Genomic DNA, 23,122 nt, shown 5'->3' with positions numbered 1-23,122 from the left:
ATCTTCGCCGGCATCGCGGTCGGCATCCTGGTCGGCGCGCTGATCAGGATCTTCGGCAAGAAGAAAGAGCAGTAAGCGTCACGCTGTTCCGTGGGCCGCCAGCAGGCACTCATGGAACAGCTTCACCACCCGCTGTGGCACCGGCGAGCGGCGCAGCACGCTGGAATATTCGCAGTGATAGCGGAACAGCGCCGGTTTGATCGCCCGCATCATATTCTGCGCCACGAAAAACGCCGCATAGTGATCCGGCAAAAAGCCGACGTATTTGCCGGACAGGATCAGCGTGGCGATCGACTCCTGCGCGAACCCCGTCGCCTTGCGATGCAAATGTTGCTGCAGGCTCAGTTCCATATTCGGCGAATGATAGCCTAATCCGGCGAAGGCATAATTGTGCAGCAGATCCCAATTTAATGTTTCATGGGGGCCGGAAAATAATTCATGCTGCGCGCCGCAATATAAGAACATCCTCTCACTGAATAACGAATGATAAGATAAACTTTCCGCGCTGCGGTGCATGGGAATAACACCAACCTGAAATTGCCCGTCAATGACGCCGCGTTCAATGGTATTAATCGGCTCCACGTACATTTGCAAAGAAACCTCCGGCGCACGCTCGCTGAATAACGCGATGGCCCGGCCGATCTGCGCCTGCGGATTGCTGACCGTATGGTCGAATATCGCCACGTGCAGCTGCCCGCCCATGCGCTGGTGCACCTCGTCCACCCCGCGCCGGAACGCCTCGGTGGCCGCCAGCAGATTGACCGTTTCCTGGTAGATCAACAGCCCCTCGTCGGTGACTGCAAAGCCCTCGCGCCCGCGCTGGCACAGCGTCAGGCCCAGCCGCTGCTCCAGATCCTTGATGTGTTTGCTGATGGTCGACAGGCTGATATTCAGCTCCAGTTCGGCGGCGCTCATGCCGCCGCAGTCGACCACGGCCTTGAATACCCGCAGCAAACGCAGATCCATATCCGACAATTGCCCTAACAGCGCGCGCTTTTTTACTTGCATAAAACCTTAAGTAAGTTTCGACATATGATTATTCACAGTAGAGAACAAGCGGTACATAGTCAATTTCGCACAACAATTCGTTAACAACTCATTTTATTTAATTAATCGCACTTATTTTCCTGCCCGGAGGAAAACATGGCCGCTGAAAATTATTCGCTTAATCGTCTCGATGCCGAAGGGTTAGAAGCCCATTGGATGCCTTTTACCGGCAACCGCAATTTTAAAGCGCAGCCGCGCATCATTACTCAGGCCGCAGGAGCGTATTACACCAGCCACGACGGCAGAAAGATTTTCGACGGCCTGTCCGGATTGTGGTGCTGCGGATTGGGGCACGGCCGGCAGGAAATCACCGACGCCGCCCAGCGCCAGTTGGCGACGCTGGATTACTCGCCGGCGTTTCAGTTCGGCCACCCGCTGTCGTTCGAGCTGGCCAACAAGATCAAGGCACTGACGCCGGCGGGGCTGGATTACGTGTTCTTCACCGGCTCCGGATCGGAAGCGGCGGACACCTCGCTGAAAATGGCGCGCGCTTACTGGCGCGCCAAAGGCCAGGCGGGCAAAACCTGCTTTATCGGCCGGGAAAAGGGCTATCACGGCGTTAACTTCGGCGGCATCTCGGTCGGCGGCATCGCCGGCAACCGCAAGACGTTCGGCGCCGGCGCCGAGGCGGACCATCTGCCGCACACCCTGCTGGCCGGCAACGCCTTTTCGCGCGGCATGCCGCAACAGGGGGCGGAGCTGGCGGAAGAGCTCAACCGCATCATCGCGCTGCGCGACGCCTCGACGATCGCCGCGGTGATCGTCGAACCGTTCTCCGGCTCCGCCGGGGTGATCGTGCCGCCGGTCGGCTACTTGCAGCGCCTGCGCGAAATCTGTACCCAGCATGACATCCTGCTGATCTTCGACGAAGTGATCACCGCCTTCGGCCGCTGCGGCGCGATGACCGGCGCCGAGGCGTTCGGCGTCACGCCGGACATCATGAACATCGCCAAACAGGTGACCAACGGCGCGCAGCCGATGGGCGCGGTGGTGGTACGGCCGGAGATTTACCACACCTTCATGAACGGCGGCGAGCCGGACTACCAGCTCGAATTCCCGCACGGCTACACCTACTCCGCCCATCCGGTCAGCTGCGCGGTCGCGCTGGCGACGCTGGACATCCTGCAGCGCGAACAGATGGTGGAGCGCGTACAGGCGCTGGCGCCCTACTTCGAGCGCGCGGTGCACAGCCTGCAAGGAGCCAAACACGTCGCCGACATTCGCAATATCGGCCTGGCGGCCGGCATCACGCTGGCGGCGCGGCCCGGCGAGCCGGCGCGGCGCCCCTTCGAGGCGGCGATGCGCTGCTGGGAAAGCGGATTTTACGTGCGCTACGGCGGCGACACCCTGCAGCTGGCGCCGCCATTCATCAGCAGCGAAGCGCAGATCGATGCGCTGATCAACGCCGTGGGCAACGCCCTCAACGCCACCGAATAAGGAGAAAACCATGACCATCACCCACTGGATCAACGGCGAGCCTGCCGCCGGCGGCGAACGCAGCCAGCCGGTTTACGACCCGGCCACCGGCCAATCGGCGCAGGAGGTGCAGCTGGCCGACCGCGCCACGGTGGAGCGCGCCATCGCCGCCGCCGAACAGGCCTATCCCGCCTGGCGCGACACCCCGCCGCTGAAGCGCGCGCGCATCATGATGAAGCTCAAGGATCTGCTGGAGCAGCACGCCGACGCCATCTGCCAACTGATCACCGCCGAGCACGGCAAGGTGCTCAGCGACGCCTTGGGCGAACTGCAGCGCGGCATCGAGAATATCGAATACGCCGGCTATGTGCCGGAACTGCTGAAGGGCGAACACAGCAAAGAGGCCGGCCCGGGCATCGACAGCTGGAGCGAGTTTCAACCGCTGGGCGTGGTGGCGGGCATCACGCCGTTCAACTTCCCGGCGATGGTGCCGCTGTGGATGTGGCCAATGGCGGTCGCCTGCGGTAACACCTTCGTGCTGAAACCTTCCGAGCGCGTGCCTTCCGCCGCGCTGTATATCGCCCGGTTGGCGGCGGAAGCCGGGCTGCCGCCGGGGGTGCTCAACGTGGTCAACGGCGATCGTGAAGCGGTGGAGACGCTGCTGCATGACGGGCGCGTCAAAGCGATCAGCTTCGTCGGTTCGACGCCGGTGGCGGAACACATCTATCACACCGGCTGCGCGCAGAACAAACGGGTGCAGGCGTTGGGCGGCGCCAAAAACCACGCGGTGGTGCTGCCGGACGCCGACATCTCCGGCGCGGCCGGCGCGCTGATGGGTGCCGCCTTCGGCTCCTGCGGCCAGCGCTGCATGGCCATCCCGCTGGTGGTGGCGGTGGGCGACGGCACCGCCGACGCGCTGATCGCCGGGCTGCGGCAACAGATGGCCGCCATGCGCGTCGGCCCCGGCAGCGACAACCGCAACGACATGGGGCCGCTGGTGACCCAACAGCATTATCAGAAGGTAAAAGGCTATATCGATCAGGGCGTGGCCGAAGGCGCCGAGCTGCTGGTGGACGGCCGCGAACTGAGCGTGATCGGCGCCGACGGCCGCCCCAGCCAGGGGTATTTCCTCGGCCCGACGCTGTTCGATCGCGTGACGCCCGGCATGCGCATCTATCAGGAAGAGATCTTCGGCCCGGTGCTCGGCGTGGTGCGCGCGGCATCGCTGCCGGAGGCGATGGCCATGATCGACGCACACGAATACGGCAACGGCACCTGCCTGTTCACCCGCGACGGCGAAGCGGCGCGCTACTTTTCCAGCCGCATTCAGGTCGGCATGGTGGGGATCAACGTGGCGCTGCCGGTGCCGGTGGCCTACCACTCGTTCGGCGGCTGGAAGCGCTCGCTGTTTGGCGATCTGCACGCCTACGGCCCGGACGCCGTCAGGTTCTACACCAAACGCAAGACCGTGACCCAGCGCTGGCCGGCCTCCGGCGATGCTCGCCGCGCCAGCTTCAGCTTCCCGTCGGGGCAGGGGTAACACATAAGAACAATAAACTTCCGGGGAGCAACGCTCCCCGGCATTTCGCGCGCTCCATTTGATTCCTGCGTACAGCCTGTGCAGCAAAACAATAACTCACTCACACGTTAATGGAGTCGTTATCCCATGAAAGAGTCCGCCCCTGAACACACCTTCAAAGGCAATCTCAGCGTCCTCGACGTGGTGATGATCACCGCGTCCGGCGTGACGCCGGCCAGTTCGATCTTCGTTATCGCGCCGCTGGCGATCGCCAACGCCGGCAGCGGCGCCTTTCTGTCGTTTCTGATCGCCGCCTGCGTCGCCGCCACCATCGCGCTGTGCTATGCCGAGCTCGGCGCCGCGCACCCCAGCGCCGGCGGCGAATACAGCATCATCAAACGCCTGTTCGGCACCCTGTGCGGGTTGCAGACCTATCTGTTTATTCTCAGCGCCGCGCTGTTCGTGCCGGCGGTGCTGGCCACCGGCGCGGTGCCTTACCTGAATACCGCGCTGGGCACCTCATTCGACGCCTCCACCGCCGGCATGATCACCGTGCTGATCGGCGGCGCCTGCGCCATTTTCAACATCAAGGCCAACGCCCTGCTGACCGGCGCCTTTCTGGTGGTGGAAGTGGCGGTGCTGGCGCTGATCGCCTGGCTCGGCTTCAGCCATCCGCATCAAAGCGCGGAGATCCTCACCGCGCCGGTGATGCTGGACGCGCAGGGCAGCCTGGCGCCGGTTTCGCTGCCGCTGATCGTCGCCATGGTCGGGGTCGCGCTGTTCTCCTACAACGGCTACGGCGCGGCGGTGTACATGGCGGAAGACATGCGCGAACAGGGCAGGCCGATGGCGATCGCGATCATGCTGACGCTGGTCATCGTGGTGCTGGTGGAACTGGTGCCGTTCACCGCCCTGCTGATCGGCTCGCCGTCGCTGGCGGAGATGGCCAAACAGGCCGATCCGGTCGGCTACGTGGTCACCCAGCTCGGCGGCCCGACGCTGGCGCGGGTGGTGAGTGGCGCAATCTATCTGTCGGTGTTCAACGCCATTATCGCCATCGTGGCGCAGTTCAGCCGCATGATGTTCGCCAGCGGACGTGACGGCTTCTGGCTGCCGGCGTTCAACCGGGCGCTGAAAATCATCCACCCGCGTTTCGGCACCCCCTGGATCGCCACCCTGCTGTTCGGCGTGCCGTCGGCGCTGCTGGCGTTTTGCTCCGATCTCGAATCGCTGACCTCGTTCACCGTGATCCTGCTGCTGCTGGTGTACATCATTATGGCGGTGGCGGCGCTGATCAGTCGCCGTCGCCGCCACTTCCACCACCCGTACCTGATGCCGCTGTGGCCGCTGCCGGTGGTGGTGGCGCTGCTGTGCTGCCTGTACGTGCTGTGGACGATTTTGATCGCCAGCAGCCTGAAAGACTTTATTATCATTGCCGGCATCATCGGCTTCGGGTTGGCGCTGAACCATCTGCGCGGCCGCCAGACGGCGCCCCTCGCCACCCCCTCAATAGAAGGAGAATAACCATGACGCAGCGCGCTCAGGATCTGGGCATCATCATCGGCCAGGGCTCGCCCGGCCCGCTGAACGCCATCACCGACGTGCCCGGCGTGCGCGTCGGCCATGCCAGCATTCATGCCGACTTGGCGGACGGGCGCAGCGTGCGCACCGGCGTGACGGTGATCGAACCGCGCCCCGGCTCCGCCCGCCACGCGCCCTGCTTCGCCGGCGTGCACGTGCTGAACGGCAACGGCGACGCCACCGGCCTGGAATGGGTGCGCGAAGCGGGCCTGCTGACCAGCCCGATCGCCTTCACCAACACCCACAGCGTGGGCGTGGTGCGCGATGCACTGATCGCGCTGGAGCGTGAAGCGCTGCCCGCAGGCGACAACGCGGTGTATTGGAATATGCCGGTGGTGATGGAAACCTTCGATGGCCTGCTCAACGACATCAACGGCTTTCACGTCAAGGCCGAGCACGTGCGCGAGGCGCAGCAGGCGGCCCAGGGGGGCTTGCCGCAGGAAGGCGCGGTCGGCGGCGGCAGCGGCATGATCTGCCATGAATTCAAAGGCGGCAGCGGCACCGCCTCGCGCCGCTTGCCTGCCGATCAAGGCGGCTGGACGGTGGGCGCTATCGTGCAGGCCAACCACGGCAAGCGCGAGTCGCTGCTGGTCGGCGGTTACCCGGTGGGCCGGCATCTGGGGCATCTCCCCTCGCCGTTCACGCCGCAGTTGCCGCATCCCGGCATGGGCTCCATCGTGGTGGCGCTGGCGACCGACGCGCCGCTGCTGCCGCACCAGTGCGCGCGGCTGGCGCAGCGCGCCAGCATCGGCATCGCCCGCACCGGCGGCGGCACCGAGGATTCGAGCGGCGATATCTTTATCGCCTTCGCCACCGGCAACGACGGCCTGCCGCCCGCCGACTACGCCAATAAAGGCGATTTCACCACACCGCTGCGCATGGTGAACAACGACTACATTTCGGCGCTGTTCGCCGCGGCGGCGGAAGCGGTGGAAGAGGCGATCGTCAATGCGCTGCTGGCGGCCAATACCGTCAGCGGCAACGGCCACCGGGCGGAAGGGTTAAGCGCCGAACAGCTGGTGACGGCGCTGGAGAAGGCCGGCTGGCGGCGATAAACAACGCGGGGCGCGGGTTAACGCGCCCTGACCGTCAGGATTCGCCGCCCGGTTTAGGCGTCGGGTAGTCGTAATCCAGCCGCAACGGTTCGGCGTAGACGCTGTTCCACAGCTGTTGGTACAGCTGGTCCAACCGCCCGCTCATCGCCGCGCTGTGCATCACCAGCTCCAGATTGCGCGAGTTGTCCAGATAGCCGCCGGTCCAGTTGCTGGTGCCCACCCAGGCAATCTCATCGTCGATGGTCATCAGCTTGCTGTGGATCACGCGGGCAAACGGAATGAAGCCGCTGCTGGCCGGCGGAATGGTCACCACCTTGATCTGCACGTTCGGCACCAGCGCCAGGCTCTTTAGCCAGGCGATATCCGGCTTTTTGGTGTTCCAGTTGGCCACCATCAGCTCGATCTGCACGCCGCGCGCCGCCGCGCTGCGCAGCGCGTTGTCGATCACCGCGTAGAAGGGGCGACTGCGCTCCGGGCCAAACGACAGCGGCGCATAGTCCATCACCTGCACCCGCACCCGCCGTTTGGCGCCGGCCAGCAGACGCGGCAGCTCGGCCTGCGAATCGAGCACGCCCGCTGGGTTGTAGGCGCGCGGGCTGGCCACCAGATAGTTGCCCTGCGGCTGCGCCGTCGGCGGCGAATCGGGCAACGCCGGCACCGGCTTATCCTGCGCCAACAGCGCCTGCGCCCGCCAGTCCTGTTCGAAGATCGCCTGGATCTGCCCCACCACTTTAGCATCGCTGATGCGCAGCCCGGTTTCGTGAATATGCTCCAACGCGCGCCAGTCGAAATTCTGGCTGCCGACAAACGCCTGCTCGCCGTCCACCAGCAGATATTTGGCGTGCAGGATGCCGCCGCTCAGCTTCTGGTAAGGAATGATGCGCAGCTCCAGATTGGGGATCGCCTTCAGCTGTTCCAGCGTTTCGGCGGTAGAAATGCGAATGCCCTTCTCTTCCACCAAAAAGCGGATTTTCACCCCGCGCTCACCGGCCGCCTTCAGGTGCTGCAGCACACCGTCCAGCAGCGAACCGTCCTGATTCGCCACGTAAAACTGCCCCAGGTCGATGCGGGTTTTCGCCGCGTCGAACATCTCGCGCCACACCTCGGCGGTGTTGCGCAGGTCGTCGGCCTGCAGCGCGGTTTCCACCGGCGCGGTGTACACCAGCTCATAGCCGGGAATCGCAAAACGCGCCGCAGCGCTCTGGCTCAACATCAACAAACAACCGCTCCACAATGCCGCATAAAGGCGGCCGAGCGGCCGCCGTACTGGATGGCCATTAGGCATAGCGCGGCGCTCCGCTGTCAACCCATTGTTCGCCGCTGCCGTTCTCCGGGCGGCTGGTCGGCTGACCGGCGCGGATCAGCAGCACCTTCAGCAGCTCGTTGATGCGCTCCATGCGGCTCTGCAGGAAGTTGTTGGCCACCAGGCACAGCAGCGCGATGGCGATGCCGAGGCCAGTGGCGTACAGCGCGGTGCCCATCCCGGCCGACACCAGGCTCGGCTCGGACACCCCCGAGGCGGCCAGCGCCTTGAAGGTTTCGATGATCCCCATCACCGTGCCGAGCAACCCCAGCAGCGGCGCGGCGGTGACCACGGTTTCCAGCAGCCACAGGCCGCGCGCCATCGGCGGCTTGCTCAGCAGGTACTGGGCGTCGATCAGATCGCCGATCGTTTCACGATCGCTGGCGCGGTGCTTCTGCGCCAATACCGGCGCGATCACCGCCATCGGCAAGCTGTTGCGCTGGGTCAGCTCGTCCGGTAGATCGGCGGCGCGGCGCACGTCCGGCGTCAGCGCCTGCTCCAGCCGGCGCGCCTGGCGTTGGGTATAGGCGAAGTACAGCGTGCGTTCGATGATGATCACCAGCGCGATCGCCAGCGCGGCGTACATCACGTAGAAAATAATGTCGTGCAACAGATTGGCGTCCATACAGGGCTCCTCTTCCCCGCCGCCGGGCAGGCGGCGGGGTATTCAGTTAAAAGGTGGCTTCCAGCGAGACGCTGAAGGTGCGTTCTTCGCCGACGTTGTAATACGGCGTGCTGGCCTTCACGCCGCCGTACGGCGCCGCGTTGAAGGTGGTGGTGCGCACCGAGGTCAGGTATTCCTTGTCAAACAGGTTGCTGATGCCAAAGCGCAGCGCGGCGCTTTTGACGATTTTCTTGTCCACGGGCAGATGCACCCCCGCCGCCAGATCGAACACCGTGCGGCCGCCGATCTTCTCGTCGTTGGTCAGATCGCCGTAGAACGCACTGACGTACTTGCCGCTGACGCTGCCGTAATACAGCCCGTCGTCATAACCCAACGTCATGTTCAGCAGGTTTTTCGGCACGTTCGGCACCTCTTTGCCGGAGGTCGGCAGCGGCTGCCCGCCGTTGCTGACAATGTCGCTCTTCTGCTTCGATTGGGTATAGGTATATGAGGTGTAGTAGTTGAAGTTATGCGGCAGTTGGCCGCTCCACTCCAGCTCCAGCCCTTTGTTCTCCACATTGCCGATGTTCATCATCTCGTAATCGCCGGCCGAGTTGGTGGTGGAGATCTGGCGATCGCTGTAGCGCATGTAGAACAGCGTGGCGCTCAGCAGCATGTCCTCTTGCTGGAAACGCCAGCCCAGTTCGTGGTTCCAGCTGAGTTCCGGCTTGGTGCTGAGCGAGTCGCCGACGTTGTACAGCACGTAGTTTGGCGGCGTGCGCATGTTGCGCGTCAGGTTGTAGAACACCTGGTTTTCCTGGTTCACCTTATAGCTGGCGCTGAAGTTCGGCAGGAATTCGTGATAGGTGGCTTTGCGCTTCTCCGGCACGTTGTACAGGCTGCCGCGGTTGTCCCCTTTGCGCTCCACGTACTGATAGGCCAGGCCGCCGACGAAGGTCCAGTCCGGCGTGGCGAACCAGGTGTCCTGCAGCCACACCTTCTGCGCCGGGGTGATGGTGTACTGGTTGCGCCCCTGCACCGTATTGCCGTTGGCGTCCTTCACCTGATCGGATCCGCCCGGTTTGCCCGAGATTTGCGCCGGATTGCCATCATCTTTGATGCTGATGAACGGTTGGGTCTGCAGCTGGCGCGCGCGCTCGTACCAGTAACCGATGTCCAGGCTGTGCTGATCGTTGATGTCCCACTTCAGCTTGGTGGTGATGCCCGGCCGCCAGGTTTGGGTCCACGACGGGCGGTAATAGGTGTTGGACTGCAGGTTGCTGAGGTCATACTGCCCGGCCTTGTCCGACGTGCTGGACAGCACCGAGGCCGTCTGGCCGTTGAAGCTGCCGCCGTTGCCCCAGTAGTAATACGGTTGCAGAGTCAGCGACAGGTTATCGCGCAGCTGCAGCTTCTGGGTGAACGACAGCGTGAAGGTTTCGAACGGGTTGCGTTCAATCTTGTAGTACTTGTTCAACTGCCCTTTGCTGTTGTACTCCGGTGTGGTGACGTAGTCGGTGTCACGGCCGTCGTTTTGGAACTGCGCCTTGCTCAGAGTGTTGTAGTTGGTGTTGTTCTGGCGGTTGTACTTCATCACCAGGTTGCTGCTGTTGCCGTTGCCGTCTTCGTACAGCGAGTTCATCTCGAACTTGTCGGAATACAGTCGCCCCTCGCCGCGCCACTTCTTCGCTTCGGTGTGCGAATAGGAGAGCCAGTTGCTGAAGCCGTTGTACTCGCCGGTCTCCAGGCGGGCAAAGGTTTTGCTCAGGCTGTTGCTGCCCAGCGTTTGCTTGACGAAACCGCCGAAGTCTTTCGCCGGGCGGCGCGTCACCAGGCCGATGTTGCCGCCGCTGGAGCCGATGTGCGGGCCGTCCGCTTCGGAAGACCCTTGGGTGACGAACACCTCCTCCAGGTTTTCCGCATCGCCGAGCAGGTTCGGGTATACCGCGTAGTTGCCGGAGTCGTTGATCGGAATGCCGTCCATCGACAGGCCGATCTGATCCGAGTTCATGCCGCGCATGGTGTAGTCCACGCCGCTCAGGCCGCTGGCGTCGTTGCTGTTGACGTTCAGGCCCGGCGTGTATTTCAGCTTGTCGATGGCGTTGGCCGCCGACGGCATTTTATCCATCGCCTCTTTGGTGACGGTAGAACGCGCCTTGGCGCTGTCATCCTGCACCATCATGCCGCCGCCGAGCGACTGCCCCTTGACGCTGATGGTGCCGACATCGGTGGCGTCGGCCGCCAGCGCGGCGCCCGGCAGCATCGCCGACATCACCGCCAGATAGATCCCAGAACGATTAAACGATTTCATTGTGTGCATCCCATAAAAATCAAACGATTAACCCTTGCGCTAAGGCGCCTGATAATTGAACGTCGCGGTAAATCTTTTGGTTGTTTGCCCGGCGAATGCCTCGCTCGGGAACGGCTTTACTGAACTGATGCTTTGCAAGCTGCCCATCGCCGCGCGGTTCAGCAGCATGCTGGCGGCTTTGTTGGCGATGCCGGAAGAGAGCACCCGCCCGCTGCGATCGACCTCCAGCCACACTTCGACGTTGCCCTGCGGACGCTCGAGCGAGGCCTGACGCCCGCTCGGGTAGCGCTTGCGCTGTTCCAGCTCGCGGCGCAAGGCCAGCAGATAGCCGTTTTCAATCGCCTGAGCGTTCACCTTCGGCGCCGCCGGGGCAGCCGGTGCGGATTGCGTCGCCGGTTTGCTGACCAGCGCGCGCGGTGCAGCAGGCACCGGCGTCGGTTTAGGCTTCTCTACCGGTTTGGCTTTCTCTTTCACCGGTTTGGGTTTGGGCTTCGGCTGCGGTTTCGGCACCGGCTTGGCTTCCACGATCGGTTCCGGCGCCGGCACCACCGGTTCGGGGATCGGCTCCGGCTCGGGCGGCGGCGGTTCGGGCTGGGGTTCCGGCGGCGTTTCCGGTTGAGGTTCAGGCGCCGGTTCAGGCTCCACCAGCGCCAGTTCGATGGCGGTTTCGTCGTAGCGCGGCTGGATCTTCAGCGCCGCCTGCTGGCTGGCGAACAGCAGGCAACCGGCGACAATCAGCGCCGGCAACCAGCTGAAAAGATGACGTGAGCGATAGAGCAGATACATGTCACAGCTTCCGTGTCGCGATGGAGACGGAGAAGAAACCGCCCTGGCGCAGGTTGTCCATGACTGCCACCAGCCGCTCGACCGACACGCCCTTGTCGCTGTTGACGATGATGGTGGTAGTCTGGTTGGCCTGCTGCTGTTGCTTCAGCGTGTTGACCAACGCGTCGAGCGCGATCGGCTGGCCATCCAGCTGCAGCTGTTCGTCGGCCCCCAGCGTGATGATCGCTTTCTTCTGCGGTTTCAGCTGCTGCGCACTGCCGGCGGACGGCAGCTGCGTTTTCAGCCCGAGCGCCGGAATGACGTTCAGGCTAATCAAGACGAAAAACACCAATAAAAACATCATCACGTCGATCATCGGGATCAGTTCGATGTGCGCTTTGTTCTTTTTCGGTTCGTTCCAGTTACGCATGACACTCCCTCCCAAAAGCGAAGCAGCCAATATAGGGGGGGTATGTTTACCTTTTGTTACGCTTGTGTGATCTTATTTTCACAGTGTGGTTTTTTTGCGAGAATTTTTTCAATGGCAGGCGATAAGGGAGAAGATATAACTTATTAATTAGCGATAGTTTTTATTGGAATAATTGCGATATGGGTATTTCAGAGAGCCAAAGCCAGAGAGGATAATGTGAGAATAGTGACAGCCCAAACGGTCACTACAACAAGACCTCAAGCCCGTGCTTACGTACGATCGAAAGCAGCTTAAGCGACACGCCGCCGGGCCGTTTCACCCCCGTCTCCCACTTCTGTATGGTCGATACGCTGGTATTCAGATAACGGGCAAAAACCGGTTGGCTTAAACATAGCTGCTCACGCAAGGCTTTGATCTCTTGGGGCTGTAACATCTCGACCGGAGCAAGGCAAGACTCGTCGAAACTGCGTAGGGTTTCCAGAGAAATGGCGCCAGTACGATGCAATCCTTCAGCCGCGCTGTGAATCGCCTCAAAGGCCGGACTCCGAAACGTTTTTTCCTTCTTCATGGCAAATCTCCATCCATTCGTTCTTTACGACCAAGGATTGGAGCATTTCGTCGCTCAACGCGCCAAAATGCACCGCCAACTTGCGAAAAGCTTGCAATTCCGCCCCAGAGATATTGGCCTGGACCTGCTTGGCAAACAAAAAAACATACACCCAATGCCGACCGTTTTTCGCTAATACCAACGCACGGTCCCGATTGTGATTAAGACGTTTTTTAAATACACCACCGCCTAAATCCACAGCCAAACCCCGTTGTACATCGTGTACCGCCCGACATAATGCCTTATCGGTAATGCCGTGCGCCTGAGCCTTCTTGCTAAACCAACGAGTTTTAAATGTACGCATTGCAATGACTTCCCCATGAAACATAGCACTGAGTGAAACACTTTTCCAGAGCATTCCTTCTCGCCAGCATCACCTCAAACGTCGATGATGGCCACCATGGGAAACCCGATTTGCATGATGGCGCGCATCATGACTTCTTTCTGTGCAATGCTGAGGGCATCATTGCGAACGCACACGCAACAACATGTTTTACAAGCATAAAAAAAGACGCCCGCAGGCGTCTTCTTGGCATTTTCACTGAGGCCGGAAGGCTTTCAGTTCACTTTCACCGGCATACCGGAACGGGCCTTGATCGCCGCGTCCACTTCACTCTGGTTAACACCGGCGTCCATCAGCACTTTGCCGACCGGTGCGGAAATGGTCAGCGGCACCGGATCCTTGGATTGCAGCTGCTCTTCGTTGGCCGACAGCGGGTTGTGCACTTCCACGTAGCGCGAGCCGTCCGGTTCGACGGTGGCCTTCATCGGTTCGTTGATGAACTGCACGCGGGTGCCTACCGGCACGTTTTCGAACAGGTACTTGATGTCGTCGGCGCGCAGACGCACGCAGCCGTGGCTCACGCGCAGGCCGATGCCGAAGTTGGCGTTGGTGCCGTGGATGGCATACAGGCGGCCAACATACAGCGCATACAGCCCCATCGGGTTGTCCGGGCCGGCCGGGAACACCGCAGGCAGGATTTCGCCGTCAGCCGCGTATTCGGCGCGCATTTTGGCGGTCGGCGTCCAGGTTGGGCCGTCTTTCTTGCGCTGCACGGTGGTGGTCCAGTTCAGCGGGGTGTCTTTACCCAGCTGGCCGATGCCGATCGGCAGCACCACGACGGTGTTGGAACCTTTCGGGTAGTAGTACAGACGCATTTCGGCGCTGTTGATGATGATGCCTTCACGCGGCGCGTCCGGCAGGATCAGCTGTTGCGGGATGGTCAGGGTGCTGCCGGCCTTCGGCAGGAACGGATCCACGCCCGGGTTGGCCTCCAGCATGTTGCTCAGCCCCATCTGATACTGGGCGGCGAAGCTCTCCAGCGGCAGTTTGCTGTCTTCCGGTACGGTGATTTGGATATTCTCGCCCACCAAACGGCTGTCTTTTGGCGGCAACGGGTAAACGACGGCGAAGGCAGCCTGGCTGAAAGCAACCAGTGCCGTAAACAGGGTTAATAACGCGCGAATGCTCATTTTCATCTTCGTGTTGGTCAAGGCCACTGGCGATTAGGGATATCGGTTTCTACGGCCACTTTACCCCGTTGAATTTCAGCCGACAGCCAACGGCGCTGCGGCCTGAAAAGCCAGGGGGGTTTGACCGGATGCGCATTATATGTGCACATCAATCAAAGTGTGAACCATTACCGATGTAATATCGCAATTTTTTGTAACCTGACGCGCCACGAAGGCGATTTTTTGCGAGAACCGCCGCCTAACTGGCGGCGGCCAACGCTTCCCCCCGCCGAATGGGGATCAGATATTCACAGCGGATCGCCGCGCCGCCGAGCGGGCAACAGCCCTCCTGCGCCGGGTAGAAACGCTCGATATCCTGCCCCGGCCGGCGGATGGCGTTCATCTGCGGCATGGCAGTGTCATACAATCGGACAATAAAGTTTTGTAACCCTTCCGCCTGCCCCTGATAGGTGAAACGGGCATACTCTCCCTGTTCGATAGTCACCCGCTCCCCCATCGCCCCTTCGTCCGGCAAAGCGGCGGTATACGCCATACGCGGGCAGCCCCGGCGTTGCCTGTCGACTTCCAGGCTGGTGAGGCCGTACACCACCTCCGGCAGCGCCTGCGGTTGCAGCAGCTGCCGCCAGGCATGGCGGCGCAGCTCGCACTTGGAGTCCGCCAGCTGCCCCAGCGTGAAGCTGCGGCGCTGGGTGTTGCCCACCAGCTGCATGGCGGGCAGCGTCACGATATCGGCCTGCGGCAACGGCGCTTCGGTCAGCCGCAGCGGCGGCTGCAGGCCATAGCTCGACCAATCTTGGCTGCGGCGATAGCTGGCCGGCGGCAGACCGAACTGCTTGCGAAAGCAACGGGTGAAGGTTTGCTGTGAATCGAACTGGTAAGTATCGGCGATGCAGGCCACGCTGGTACCGGTCAGGCGCAGTTCGCGCGCGGCGGCGGTCAGCCTTCTGCGGCGCGCGTAAGTGCCGAGAATATGGCCGGTATGCTGCTTGAACATCCGCTGCAAATGCCATTTGGAGTAGCCGGACTTGGCGGCAATGTCGTCCAGCGTCAGCGGCTGATCCAGGCTCTGCTCGATCCAGGCCAGCAGCTGTTCAATCACCTGTTGCTGGTGCATGGTATTCCCCTTATTTTAGCAATAACGTCTGCGCCAATACCCGGCCTGCGGCCTCATCGGTGGCCACCAGCACCGGATAGCCCCAGAACTTGGCGCCGTATTCGGCGAATTCTTCCGCCGCCGCGCGTTTGGCGTCGTCAGGCTCCAGCATGATCATGCCTTTCACCCACAGCTTCAGCGCCTCGCGGTTATCGCGTTTCCACAGCGCCACCAGGGTGCGGGCATCGCGATCGTGCTCTTCACCTTCATCGCCGACGCTGCGGTCGGTCAGCAGGACAAAGGGTTCGGCGCGCGCCAACAGCGCGCTGAATTCAGCCAGCTCGGCCTGGGTATCGCGCCCGTTTCGGCGCATCCACACCAGCGGAAAATCAGTGGTATCCAATGACATAATCAGTTTCCTCGCGAAAGGGTTTAGGACTGGCGCTTACTTTATCGGCACCGGCGCTAGACCACATTGCGCAATCAGGACATAATACTTTTCAATTCCGCCAAATTGAGAATTATTCTCATGAAAGTACAAATTCCCCGCCACTGTCTGGATATCGATCAGGTGCCGCGCCCGCTGTTTGCCCTGCAAGGTTCGACCCTTGAGCAGGATTGGGAAGTCGAGCCGCACCGCCACCAGAAGGCGCAGCTGATCTACACGGTACGCGGCATGATCCGCTGCGAAGTGGAAAACGGGCTGTGGCTAGTGCCGCCGCAGTGTGCGCTGTGGATGCCGGGCAACGTGTTGCACAACGCCCAGGGCGCCGGCTCCACCGAGGCCTACTGCCTGTTCGTCGATCAACATGCCGCCGCCGATCTGCCGCAAAACTGCTGCACGCTGTCGGTCTCGCCGCTGCTGCGCGAGCTGCTGCTGCAGGCCAGCACCTTCGAACCGCTCTACGACGAACAGGGCGCCGAAGGGCGTCTGACGGCGGTACTGCTGGATCAGCTGGCGGCCGCGCCGATCGAGAATCTGCACCTGCCGGTGTCCGACGACGCGCGCATCCGGCAGTTGACCGAGGGCATGCTGAGCAGCCCGGCGGACAAATCCACCCTCGGGCAGTGGGCACAGCGCATCGGCATGAGCGAGCGCTCCCTCAGCCGCACCTTGCAACAGCAGATGGGCATGAGCTTCGGCCACTGGCGGCGCCAGCTGCACGTGATGCTGGCGCTGCAGCGCCTGACGCAGGGCGAGAGCGTACAGACGGTGGCGCTGGATCTGGGCTACGAGAGCGCCAGCGGCTTCGTCACCATGTTCAGAAAGGCGGTAGGCAAACCGCCGGCGCGCTACCTGGCGGAGCGCAACGCCTCTGGAGAGACCCTGGGCGGGGCGATCAGCATGTGAAAAAGCCGGCGCAAGCGCCGGCTTGGAGCAGGTGAAAATCAGAAATCGTAGAACACCGTTATCCAGGTGGAATCCGGCTCGTTGTCGCTGCTGTTGGCCAGCGTGCGCTCCACATACACCGACAGACCGTAACCGATGGTGGTGCCCGCGCCAAGATAGACGTGGTTGGCGTGATACGCCTCGTCTCCCTTCAGCCGCAGCGAGTCCGCCGCCACATAAGGCTGGACGGATTTGAGGAACGGCTTGTCGATATTGAAGGTATAACCGACGAAACCTTCCAGCCCGTAGCCGTCACCGGCGAAGAAGTGCGACAGCGTGCGCTGGCGGGTGCTCGGCACATAATCTTTGTAATAGCTGGCGGTGCCGACGATGTACCAGTTGTTCGGCTGCCAGGTCAACGCGGTGCCGGACAGCTGCTGGTGATAATCCTGTTCGTGGTACAGATTGTCTTTGATCTTCGCATCGGTATAACTGTAGGCCGCGCTGAAGGTGAAATCCTTCGTCACCTTGTAATCGAAGCCCAGCCCGCCACCGCCCTTGCGGCGGTAAATCAGGTTATCCGCGGTGTGCAGATCGTCTTCCGGCAATAAATAGTTGGCGTACAGCGTGACCGGCCCGAAATCATTGGTGTATTTGATGCTGTTTTTCGGTTTATTGCCGCCGTCATAGTCGCCGGAAATGCCGATGCCGGTGCCGCCCGCATGGCCATCGTTATCCCAGACGTCGCTTTTAATGCCGACCACCGAATAATAGATGCCGTATTGATGGCCATAGGTCAGGGTGCCGTAACGATCGTCCTTGAAACCGGCGTACAGTTGGCGCTGATAGTCGCGCTTGCCGTCTTCGTTATAATGCCCGTCCCAGCTGAGCGCGTGCGCCAGATCGACGCCCCACTCGTAATAGCCGATGATTGAAGTGTCCTGCGTCAGCGCATAATCGCCGCTGAAGCGAAAACGCGTGCCGCCGTCGTGGCCGTTTTTGTCATAGCCCGGCTCCGGGCCGTTATTGAAGATCCACTCGGGGCGAATGCTGCCGCCCACCTTTAAACTGAGCGGCGCCAGCAACACATTGCTCTGCGGGTTTTTATCCAGAATGGTGATCTCGGCCTGCGCGCCGGCGGATAACGCCGACAGCAAGACGCCGCCAATGAATATTGGCGTTGTATTTTTTCTCATTATTACCCCTGCCCGAAAAAATTATTGTTATAAACACGGTGGTCTTAAGCCACGCGGAAATAATTACCCGATGTAAACAGCGCACGCAAGATATAAAAATTCACGTCATAATCTGCCATTATTCCAGGTTGGTTTTATTTTCAGCATAAACGTGTTCATCTGTAACGCGAAGAAAAACAATGTAATAACCGCAGCACGAAATAAACCAATCCGCATCTTTTATCCAAAATAACCCGGCGTGATTATCCGGGAATAAAAATAGCAAATAACAAATAAATATTATTGCCGCAGGTAAACCGTCACGCAGGGGAATTAACTAAAGGCGGGAAATAACGACGGAGCGCGTTGCGCGCTCCGGGAGAGAGAATTCACTACTGCGCCAGCCAGCCGCCGTCCATGTTCCAGGCGGCGCCGCGCACCTGCGCCGCCGCATCACTGCACAGGAACAGCGCCAGCTCGCCGAGCTGCTCAGGCGTGACGAACGCTTGCGAAGGCTGCTTCTCCGCCAACAGCTCATCGCGCGCCTGCTGCGGATCGGCCCCGGCGGCAATGCGTTTGTCGATCTGCTGCTGCACCAGCGGCGTCAGCACCCAGCCGGGGCAGATGGCGTTGCAGGTGACGGGCGTGCGCGCGGTCTCCAGCGCCAGCGTCTTGGTCAGCCCCACCACGCCGTGCTTGGCCGCCACATAGGCCGACTTGTCTTTCGACGCCACCAGCCCGTGCACCGACGCCACGTTGATGATGCGCCCCCAGTTGCGCTCGCGCATCCCCGGCAGCGCCAATCGGCAGGTGTGGAACACCGCCGACAGGTTGATGGCGAGGATGGCGTTCCATTTCTCCACCGGGAACTGATCCAACGGCGCCACGTGCTGAATGCCGGCGTTGTTCACCAGAATGTCCACGCCGCCGAACTCGCGTTCGGCATAGTGCATCATGTCCGCTATCTGGCCCGCATCGCCGAGATCGGCGCCGTGATATCCCGGCACGGCGCCCAGCTGCGCGACCTGCGCTTGCGCCTGCTCCACGTCACCGAAGCCGTTGAGGATCACGCGTGCGCCGGCGGCGGCCAACACGGATGCTATCCCGAGGCCGATGCCGCTGGTCGAGCCGGTCACCAGCGCGGTTTTGCCTTGTACACTCATGGTATCGCTCCTTTAAACAATGCCGGTCAGGTAGAACACGCCGATCACGAACAGCACCGCGGCGCTCTTGATCAGGGTGATGGCGAAGATGCCGCCATAGGCCTGCCGGTGGCTAAGGCCGGTGATCGCCAGCAGGGTGATCACCGCGCCGTTGTGCGGCAAGGTGTCCATGCCTCCGCTGGCCATCGAGGCCACCCGGTGCAGCACCTCCAGCGGAATGTGTGCCGCATGGGCGGCGGCCACGAAGTTATCGGCCATCGCCGCCAGCGCGATGCTCATGCCGCCGGAGGCCGAACCGGTGATACCGGCCAGCAGGGTGACGCTGATCGCTTCGTTCAGCAGCGGGTTGGGGATTGCCGACAGCGCCTGCGACAGCACCAAAAAGCCCGGCAGCGCGGCGATCACCGCGCCGAAGCCGTATTCGGAGGCGGTGTTCATCGCCGCCAGAATTGCGCCGCCGACCGCCGTCTTGCTGCCTTCCGCCAGCCGGCCGCGAATATTGCGAAAGCCGAACACCACCACCAGCAGAATACCCGACACCAGCGCCGCTTCCACCGCCCAGATGGCGGTGATCTTCGCCACATCGGTGGTGATCGGCTTGGCCAGCCCCGGCAGCGTCAGCTCATGGCTGGCGCCGTACCACTGCGGGATCCAATGGGTGAAGCCAAGGTTGAATACCCCGACCAAAATCAGCGGCAGGATGGCGATCAGCGGGTTCGGCAGGTTGATGTCGTCCGGGGTTTCCGGCTCGTTCAGCAGATCGGTACCGTAACCCTCCCCCTTCAGCTGCGCCTTGCGCCGCTGGCGTTCAAGATACAGCAAACCGACCGCGATGATGAACAGCGAGCCGATCAGCCCCAGCCAGGGCGCAGCCCAGGCATTGGTGCCGAAGAAACTGGTCGGGATGATGTTTTGGATCTGCGGCGTGCCGGGCAAGGCGTCCATGGTGAAGGAGAAGGCGCCGAGCGCTACGGTGGCCGGGATCAGCCGCTTGGGGATGCCGCTCTGGCGGAACAGCTCGGCGGCGAACGGATAGACCGCAAACGCCACCACGAACAGCGACACCCCGCCGTAGGTCAGCAGCGCGCACACCAGCACGATCACCGGAATGGCGTGGCGTCGGCCGAGAATACGGATCGCCGCCGCGACGATCGAACGGGAGAAGCCGGACAGCTCGATCAGCTTGCCGAACACCGCCCCCAGCAGGAACACCGGGAAGTAGAGCTTCACGAAGCCGACCATCTTTTCCATAAACAGCCCGGTGAAGGTCGGCGCCACCGCGCCGGGATCGGTCAACAGCACCGCGCCCAGCGCGGCGATCGGGGCGAACAAAATCACGCTGTAGCCGCGGTAGGCGGCCAGCATCAGTAATCCCAGTGCTGCCAGGGCAATCAAAACGCTCATCAGGCACCTCGCTATCGTTGTTATTGTCAGGTACGGCGTGCGAAATTACGGTTTCAGCGCAAAGCGCAGCTGATGCGCCCGTCGCCGTTGAATGCGTTCCCTGCGCGCTTCATCCCAAAGATAAAATCCCCGGCCGCTGCGCTGGCCGGTATCGCCGCGCCGCAGCCGCTGTTCCACCAGCGCCATCATCTCGTCGCCGGTCGCCAGTTCCGGGAACAGGTGGCGGGCGATGTCCGCCACCGTCGCCAGCCCGGTCATGTCGGCGGCCTCCAGCGGGCCGACCATGGCGTAGCGCCGCCCCAGCGAGGCGCGCATCACCTGATCCACCACTTCAGCGCTGGCGATGCCGCTGTGGACGATGTGCAGCGCCTCGCGCAGCACCGCAAACTGCAGCCGGTTGCCGACAAACCCCGGCGCGGCGCGTTCCAGCAGCACCGCCTCCAGCGCCATCCCGCCGAGCAGCGCCTGCACCGCCGCCAGATGGCGCGGATCGGTGGCGCGGCCGGGCACGATCTCCACCAGCGGGATCAGGTGCGGCGGGTGCCAGAAGTGGGCGATCAGCAGCCGCTGCGGATGGGTCATGCGCGCCGCCAGCTCGTCCGGCGGCAGGCCACTGGTGTTGCTGGCAATCACCGCGTCGTCGGCGATCAGCCCCTCCAGTTGCTCATACAGCGCGTGCTTCAGCTCGAGCCGTTCCGGGATCGCCTCGATAAGCAGCCGGGCGCGCGCCACGCCATTCAGATCGCCGGTCACGCGCAGGCGCGCCAGCGCTGCTTCGCGTTCGCCGCGATCAAACTGCCCGACGTCGCTCAGCTCGGCCAGAATGCCGCTCGCTACCGCCGGCGCTTCCGCCAGGCGCTGCGGATCCGGGTCATACAGCAGCACCTCATGGCCGTGGCGGATAAAGTGGGTGGCGATACCCACCCCCATCAGCCCGGCGCCCAGTACCGCATAGTCAGATGACTGCATGGTGCCCTCCTCGGTTGTTTACGGGCGCTCTACCGCCAGCGCCACGCCCTGCCCGCCGCCGATGCACAGCATCGCCAGCCCCTTGTTCACCTCGCGGCGCTGCATTTCGTACAGCAGCGACACCAAAATGCGGCAGCCGGACGCGCCGATCGGATGCCCCAGCGCGATCGCCCCACCATTGACGTTGACCCGCTCTGCCTCCCAGCCCAGTTCTTTGCCCACCGCCAGCGCCTGCGCGGCGAAGGCTTCGTTGGCTTCGATCAGATCGACGTCCTCCAGCCGCCAGCCGGCTTTCTCCAGGCAGCGGCGTGCGGCCGGCGCCGGGCCGATGCCCATGATCGCCGGATCGACGCCCGACGAGGCGTAACCGGCGATGCGCGCCAGCACCGGCAAACGCAGCGCTGCGGCTTTTTCCGCGCTCATCAGCAGCACCACGGCGGCGCCGTCGTTGAGCGACGAGGCGTTGCCGGCGGTCACCGTGCCCTCTTTGCGAAACGCCGGGCGCAGCCGCGCCAGCGCCTCCAGGCTGGTGTCGCGCGGCTGTTCGTCGCGCTCTACCCGCAGCGCTTCGCCCTTCGGCTGCGGCACCGTCACCGGCGTGATCTCCTGCGCGAAACGCCCGGCCTGCTGCGCCGCCTGCGCCTTCTGCTGCGAGCGCAGCGCGAACCTGTCTTGTTCTTCTCTGCTGATGGCGTATTTCTCCGCCAGGTTCTCGGCGGTGATGCCCATGTGGTAGTCGTTGAACGCGTCCCACAGGCCATCGTGGATCACGCTGTCCATCATCTGCGCGTGACCGAGGCGCAGGCCGGCGCGCGCGCCAGTCATCAGGTAAGGCGACCGGCTCATGCTCTCCTGGCCGCCGGCGATCACCGCATCGGCGTCACCGCTGCGGATCGCCTGCACCGCCAGATGCACCGCCTTCAAACCGGAGCCGCACACTTTGTTGATGGTCAGCGCCGGCGTCGTAAACGGCAGTCCGGCGTTCAGCGCGGTCTGGCGCGCCGGATTCTGCCCGCAGCCAGCGGTCAGCACCTGGCCGAGGATCACTTCATCGATCTGCTGCGGCGCCACGCCGCTTTGCGCCAGCAGCCCCTGCACCGCCGCCGTGCCCAGTTCCACCGCCGTCAGCGGCGCCAGCGCGCCGTGAAAACTGCCGACCGGCGTGCGCGTCGCCGCCACGATCACCACTTCACGTTGTTGCACATTCACCTCCCGTTTCAGAAACGCATTTCCGGCACTTGCTCCGGCACGATCAGCCGGCCGGCGGTTTTGGCGACAATCTCCGCCACGCTGACGCCGGGCGCGCGTTCGCGCAGCACGAAGGCGCCGTCTTCTATTTCCAGATAGGCCAGATCGGTCAATACTTTGCGGATGCAGTTGGCCCCGGTCAGCGGCAGCGTGCAGCGCGGCAGCAGCTTGGACTCGCCGCCCTTCGAGGCGTGGGTCATCACCACGATGATGTTCTCCGCCCCCGCCACCAGATCCATCGCGCCGCCCATGCCCTTGACCATCTTGCCGGGGATCATCCACGAGGCGATGTTGCCCTCGACGTCCACTTCAAACGCCCCCAGCACGGTCAGATCGACGTGGCCGCCGCGGATCATGGCGAACGACTGCGCCGAATCGAAGATCGACGCGCCGAGGCGCGCGGTGACCGTCTGCTTGCCGGCGTTGATCATGTCGGCGTCCAGCTGCTGCTCGGTCGGGAACTCGCCCATCCCCAGCAGGCCGTTTTCCGACTGCAGCATCACGTCCATGCCCGCCGGCACGTAGTTGGCCACCAGCGTCGGAATGCCGATGCCCAGGTTGACGTAGTAACCGTCCCTCAGCTCTTGCGCCACGCGCTGCGCCATTTGTTCACGGGTAAGCATGCGAAT

General features: G+C 62.5%; 22 protein-coding genes. 5 read left to right on the top strand and 17 right to left on the bottom strand.

The features are described 5' to 3' along the window. Window positions 1-78 precede the first annotated feature (78 nt). Window positions 79-1,008 carry a LysR family transcriptional regulator gene (locus QMZ29_RS22770; RefSeq protein WP_025305173.1) on the bottom strand — a complete coding sequence of 310 codons (930 nt, stop codon included), beginning with the start codon at window positions 1,006-1,008 and terminating at the stop codon, window positions 79-81. 135 nt (window positions 1,009-1,143) lie between these two features. Between QMZ29_RS22770 and aptA the strand changes: the two genes are divergently transcribed. The 4 genes from aptA (at window position 1,144) to QMZ29_RS22750 (ending at window position 6,618) form a co-directional block, all read left to right on the top strand. Continuing rightward, the gene (gene aptA, locus QMZ29_RS22765; protein WP_282980704.1) at window positions 1,144-2,484 is read left to right on the top strand and encodes an omega-aminotransferase AptA; all 1,341 of its coding nucleotides are present in this window, start codon (window positions 1,144-1,146) and stop codon (window positions 2,482-2,484) included. Between the two features lie 10 nt (window positions 2,485-2,494). Further along, on the top strand, window positions 2,495-4,003 hold the full coding sequence (locus QMZ29_RS22760; RefSeq protein WP_261425220.1) for a CoA-acylating methylmalonate-semialdehyde dehydrogenase: 1,509 nt from the start codon (window positions 2,495-2,497) through the stop codon (window positions 4,001-4,003). Between the two features lie 126 nt (window positions 4,004-4,129). Further along, window positions 4,130-5,506, top strand: coding sequence for an APC family permease (locus tag QMZ29_RS22755; protein ID WP_261425221.1), 1,377 nt, complete (start codon window positions 4,130-4,132; stop codon window positions 5,504-5,506). 2 nt (window positions 5,507-5,508) lie between these two features. Beyond that, the gene (locus tag QMZ29_RS22750) at window positions 5,509-6,618 is read left to right on the top strand and encodes a DmpA family aminopeptidase (RefSeq protein WP_049204593.1); all 1,110 of its coding nucleotides are present in this window, start codon (window positions 5,509-5,511) and stop codon (window positions 6,616-6,618) included. A gap of 34 nt (window positions 6,619-6,652) precedes the next feature. Here the strand turns inward: QMZ29_RS22750 and QMZ29_RS22745 are convergent, their stop codons facing one another. The 10 genes from QMZ29_RS22745 to QMZ29_RS22700 form a co-directional block, all read right to left on the bottom strand. Beyond that, the gene (locus tag QMZ29_RS22745; RefSeq protein ID WP_261425222.1) at window positions 6,653-7,903 is read right to left on the bottom strand and encodes a phospholipase D-like domain-containing protein; all 1,251 of its coding nucleotides are present in this window, start codon (window positions 7,901-7,903) and stop codon (window positions 6,653-6,655) included. After that, complete coding sequence (locus QMZ29_RS22740; RefSeq protein WP_282980705.1) at window positions 7,896-8,546, bottom strand: MotA/TolQ/ExbB proton channel family protein; 651 nt, start codon at window positions 8,544-8,546, stop codon at window positions 7,896-7,898. Before QMZ29_RS22740 ends, QMZ29_RS22745 begins: the two co-directional genes overlap by 8 nt. Before the next feature lie 46 nt (window positions 8,547-8,592). After that, on the bottom strand, window positions 8,593-10,836 hold the full coding sequence (locus QMZ29_RS22735) for a TonB-dependent receptor family protein (protein ID WP_049204587.1): 2,244 nt from the start codon (window positions 10,834-10,836) through the stop codon (window positions 8,593-8,595). A gap of 39 nt (window positions 10,837-10,875) precedes the next feature. Beyond that, the gene (locus tag QMZ29_RS22730) at window positions 10,876-11,622 is read right to left on the bottom strand and encodes an energy transducer TonB family protein (RefSeq protein ID WP_141971155.1); all 747 of its coding nucleotides are present in this window, start codon (window positions 11,620-11,622) and stop codon (window positions 10,876-10,878) included. 1 nt (window position 11,623) lies between these two features. Beyond that, window positions 11,624-12,031 carry an ExbD/TolR family protein gene (locus QMZ29_RS22725; RefSeq protein ID WP_197781094.1) on the bottom strand — a complete coding sequence of 136 codons (408 nt, stop codon included), beginning with the start codon at window positions 12,029-12,031 and terminating at the stop codon, window positions 11,624-11,626. A 244-nt stretch (window positions 12,032-12,275) separates the two neighbouring features. Beyond that, the gene (locus QMZ29_RS22720; protein WP_049207794.1) at window positions 12,276-12,599 is read right to left on the bottom strand and encodes a helix-turn-helix domain-containing protein; all 324 of its coding nucleotides are present in this window, start codon (window positions 12,597-12,599) and stop codon (window positions 12,276-12,278) included. Then, on the bottom strand, window positions 12,562-12,942 hold the full coding sequence (locus QMZ29_RS22715; RefSeq protein ID WP_033641319.1) for a type II toxin-antitoxin system RelE/ParE family toxin: 381 nt from the start codon (window positions 12,940-12,942) through the stop codon (window positions 12,562-12,564). The genes QMZ29_RS22720 and QMZ29_RS22715 overlap by 38 nt, the downstream gene beginning before the upstream one ends. Before the next feature lie 254 nt (window positions 12,943-13,196). Next, entirely contained in the window at window positions 13,197-14,117 is a 921-nt protein-coding gene (locus QMZ29_RS22710; protein WP_025305160.1) for a L,D-transpeptidase family protein, read from the bottom strand. Window positions 14,118-14,349: 232 nt separating this feature from the next. Further along, a complete protein-coding gene (locus QMZ29_RS22705; RefSeq protein WP_173888199.1) occupies window positions 14,350-15,225 on the bottom strand; it encodes a helix-turn-helix domain-containing protein in 876 nt (291 codons plus the stop codon). 10 nt (window positions 15,226-15,235) lie between these two features. Beyond that, entirely contained in the window at window positions 15,236-15,613 is a 378-nt protein-coding gene (locus QMZ29_RS22700; protein WP_147823095.1) for a hypothetical protein, read from the bottom strand. Window positions 15,614-15,733: 120 nt separating this feature from the next. Between QMZ29_RS22700 and QMZ29_RS22695 the strand changes: the two genes are divergently transcribed. Next, window positions 15,734-16,555 carry an AraC family transcriptional regulator gene (locus QMZ29_RS22695; RefSeq protein ID WP_147823096.1) on the top strand — a complete coding sequence of 274 codons (822 nt, stop codon included), beginning with the start codon at window positions 15,734-15,736 and terminating at the stop codon, window positions 16,553-16,555. A gap of 38 nt (window positions 16,556-16,593) precedes the next feature. On the opposite strand, the gene QMZ29_RS22690 is transcribed toward QMZ29_RS22695, so the two are convergent. The 6 genes from QMZ29_RS22690 to QMZ29_RS22665 form a co-directional block, all read right to left on the bottom strand. Continuing rightward, complete coding sequence (locus QMZ29_RS22690) at window positions 16,594-17,730, bottom strand: porin (RefSeq protein WP_033638822.1); 1,137 nt, start codon at window positions 17,728-17,730, stop codon at window positions 16,594-16,596. Between the two features lie 371 nt (window positions 17,731-18,101). Next, on the bottom strand, window positions 18,102-18,872 hold the full coding sequence (locus QMZ29_RS22685; protein ID WP_173888193.1) for a 3-hydroxybutyrate dehydrogenase: 771 nt from the start codon (window positions 18,870-18,872) through the stop codon (window positions 18,102-18,104). A 12-nt stretch (window positions 18,873-18,884) separates the two neighbouring features. Beyond that, window positions 18,885-20,279: a GntP family permease gene (locus tag QMZ29_RS22680; protein ID WP_197781138.1), complete on the bottom strand. Its 1,395-nt coding sequence runs from the start codon at window positions 20,277-20,279 to the stop codon at window positions 18,885-18,887. A gap of 42 nt (window positions 20,280-20,321) precedes the next feature. After that, window positions 20,322-21,245 (bottom strand): 3-hydroxyacyl-CoA dehydrogenase family protein, encoded by a 924-nt coding sequence (locus QMZ29_RS22675; RefSeq protein ID WP_049204569.1) that lies wholly within the window; start codon window positions 21,243-21,245, stop codon window positions 20,322-20,324. Window positions 21,246-21,263: 18 nt separating this feature from the next. After that, on the bottom strand, window positions 21,264-22,448 hold the full coding sequence (locus QMZ29_RS22670) for an acetyl-CoA C-acetyltransferase (protein ID WP_197781091.1): 1,185 nt from the start codon (window positions 22,446-22,448) through the stop codon (window positions 21,264-21,266). Between the two features lie 14 nt (window positions 22,449-22,462). Further along, entirely contained in the window at window positions 22,463-23,116 is a 654-nt protein-coding gene (locus QMZ29_RS22665; RefSeq protein WP_019453268.1) for a CoA transferase subunit B, read from the bottom strand. Window positions 23,117-23,122 lie beyond the last annotated feature (6 nt).

Source organism: Serratia sp. PF-27, from assembly GCF_030053255.1.
Classification (GTDB): Bacteria; Pseudomonadota; Gammaproteobacteria; order Enterobacterales; family Enterobacteriaceae; genus Serratia; species Serratia bockelmannii.
Note: the sequence above shows the minus strand (reverse complement) of the source record. Positions and strands in the feature narration are given on the sequence as shown.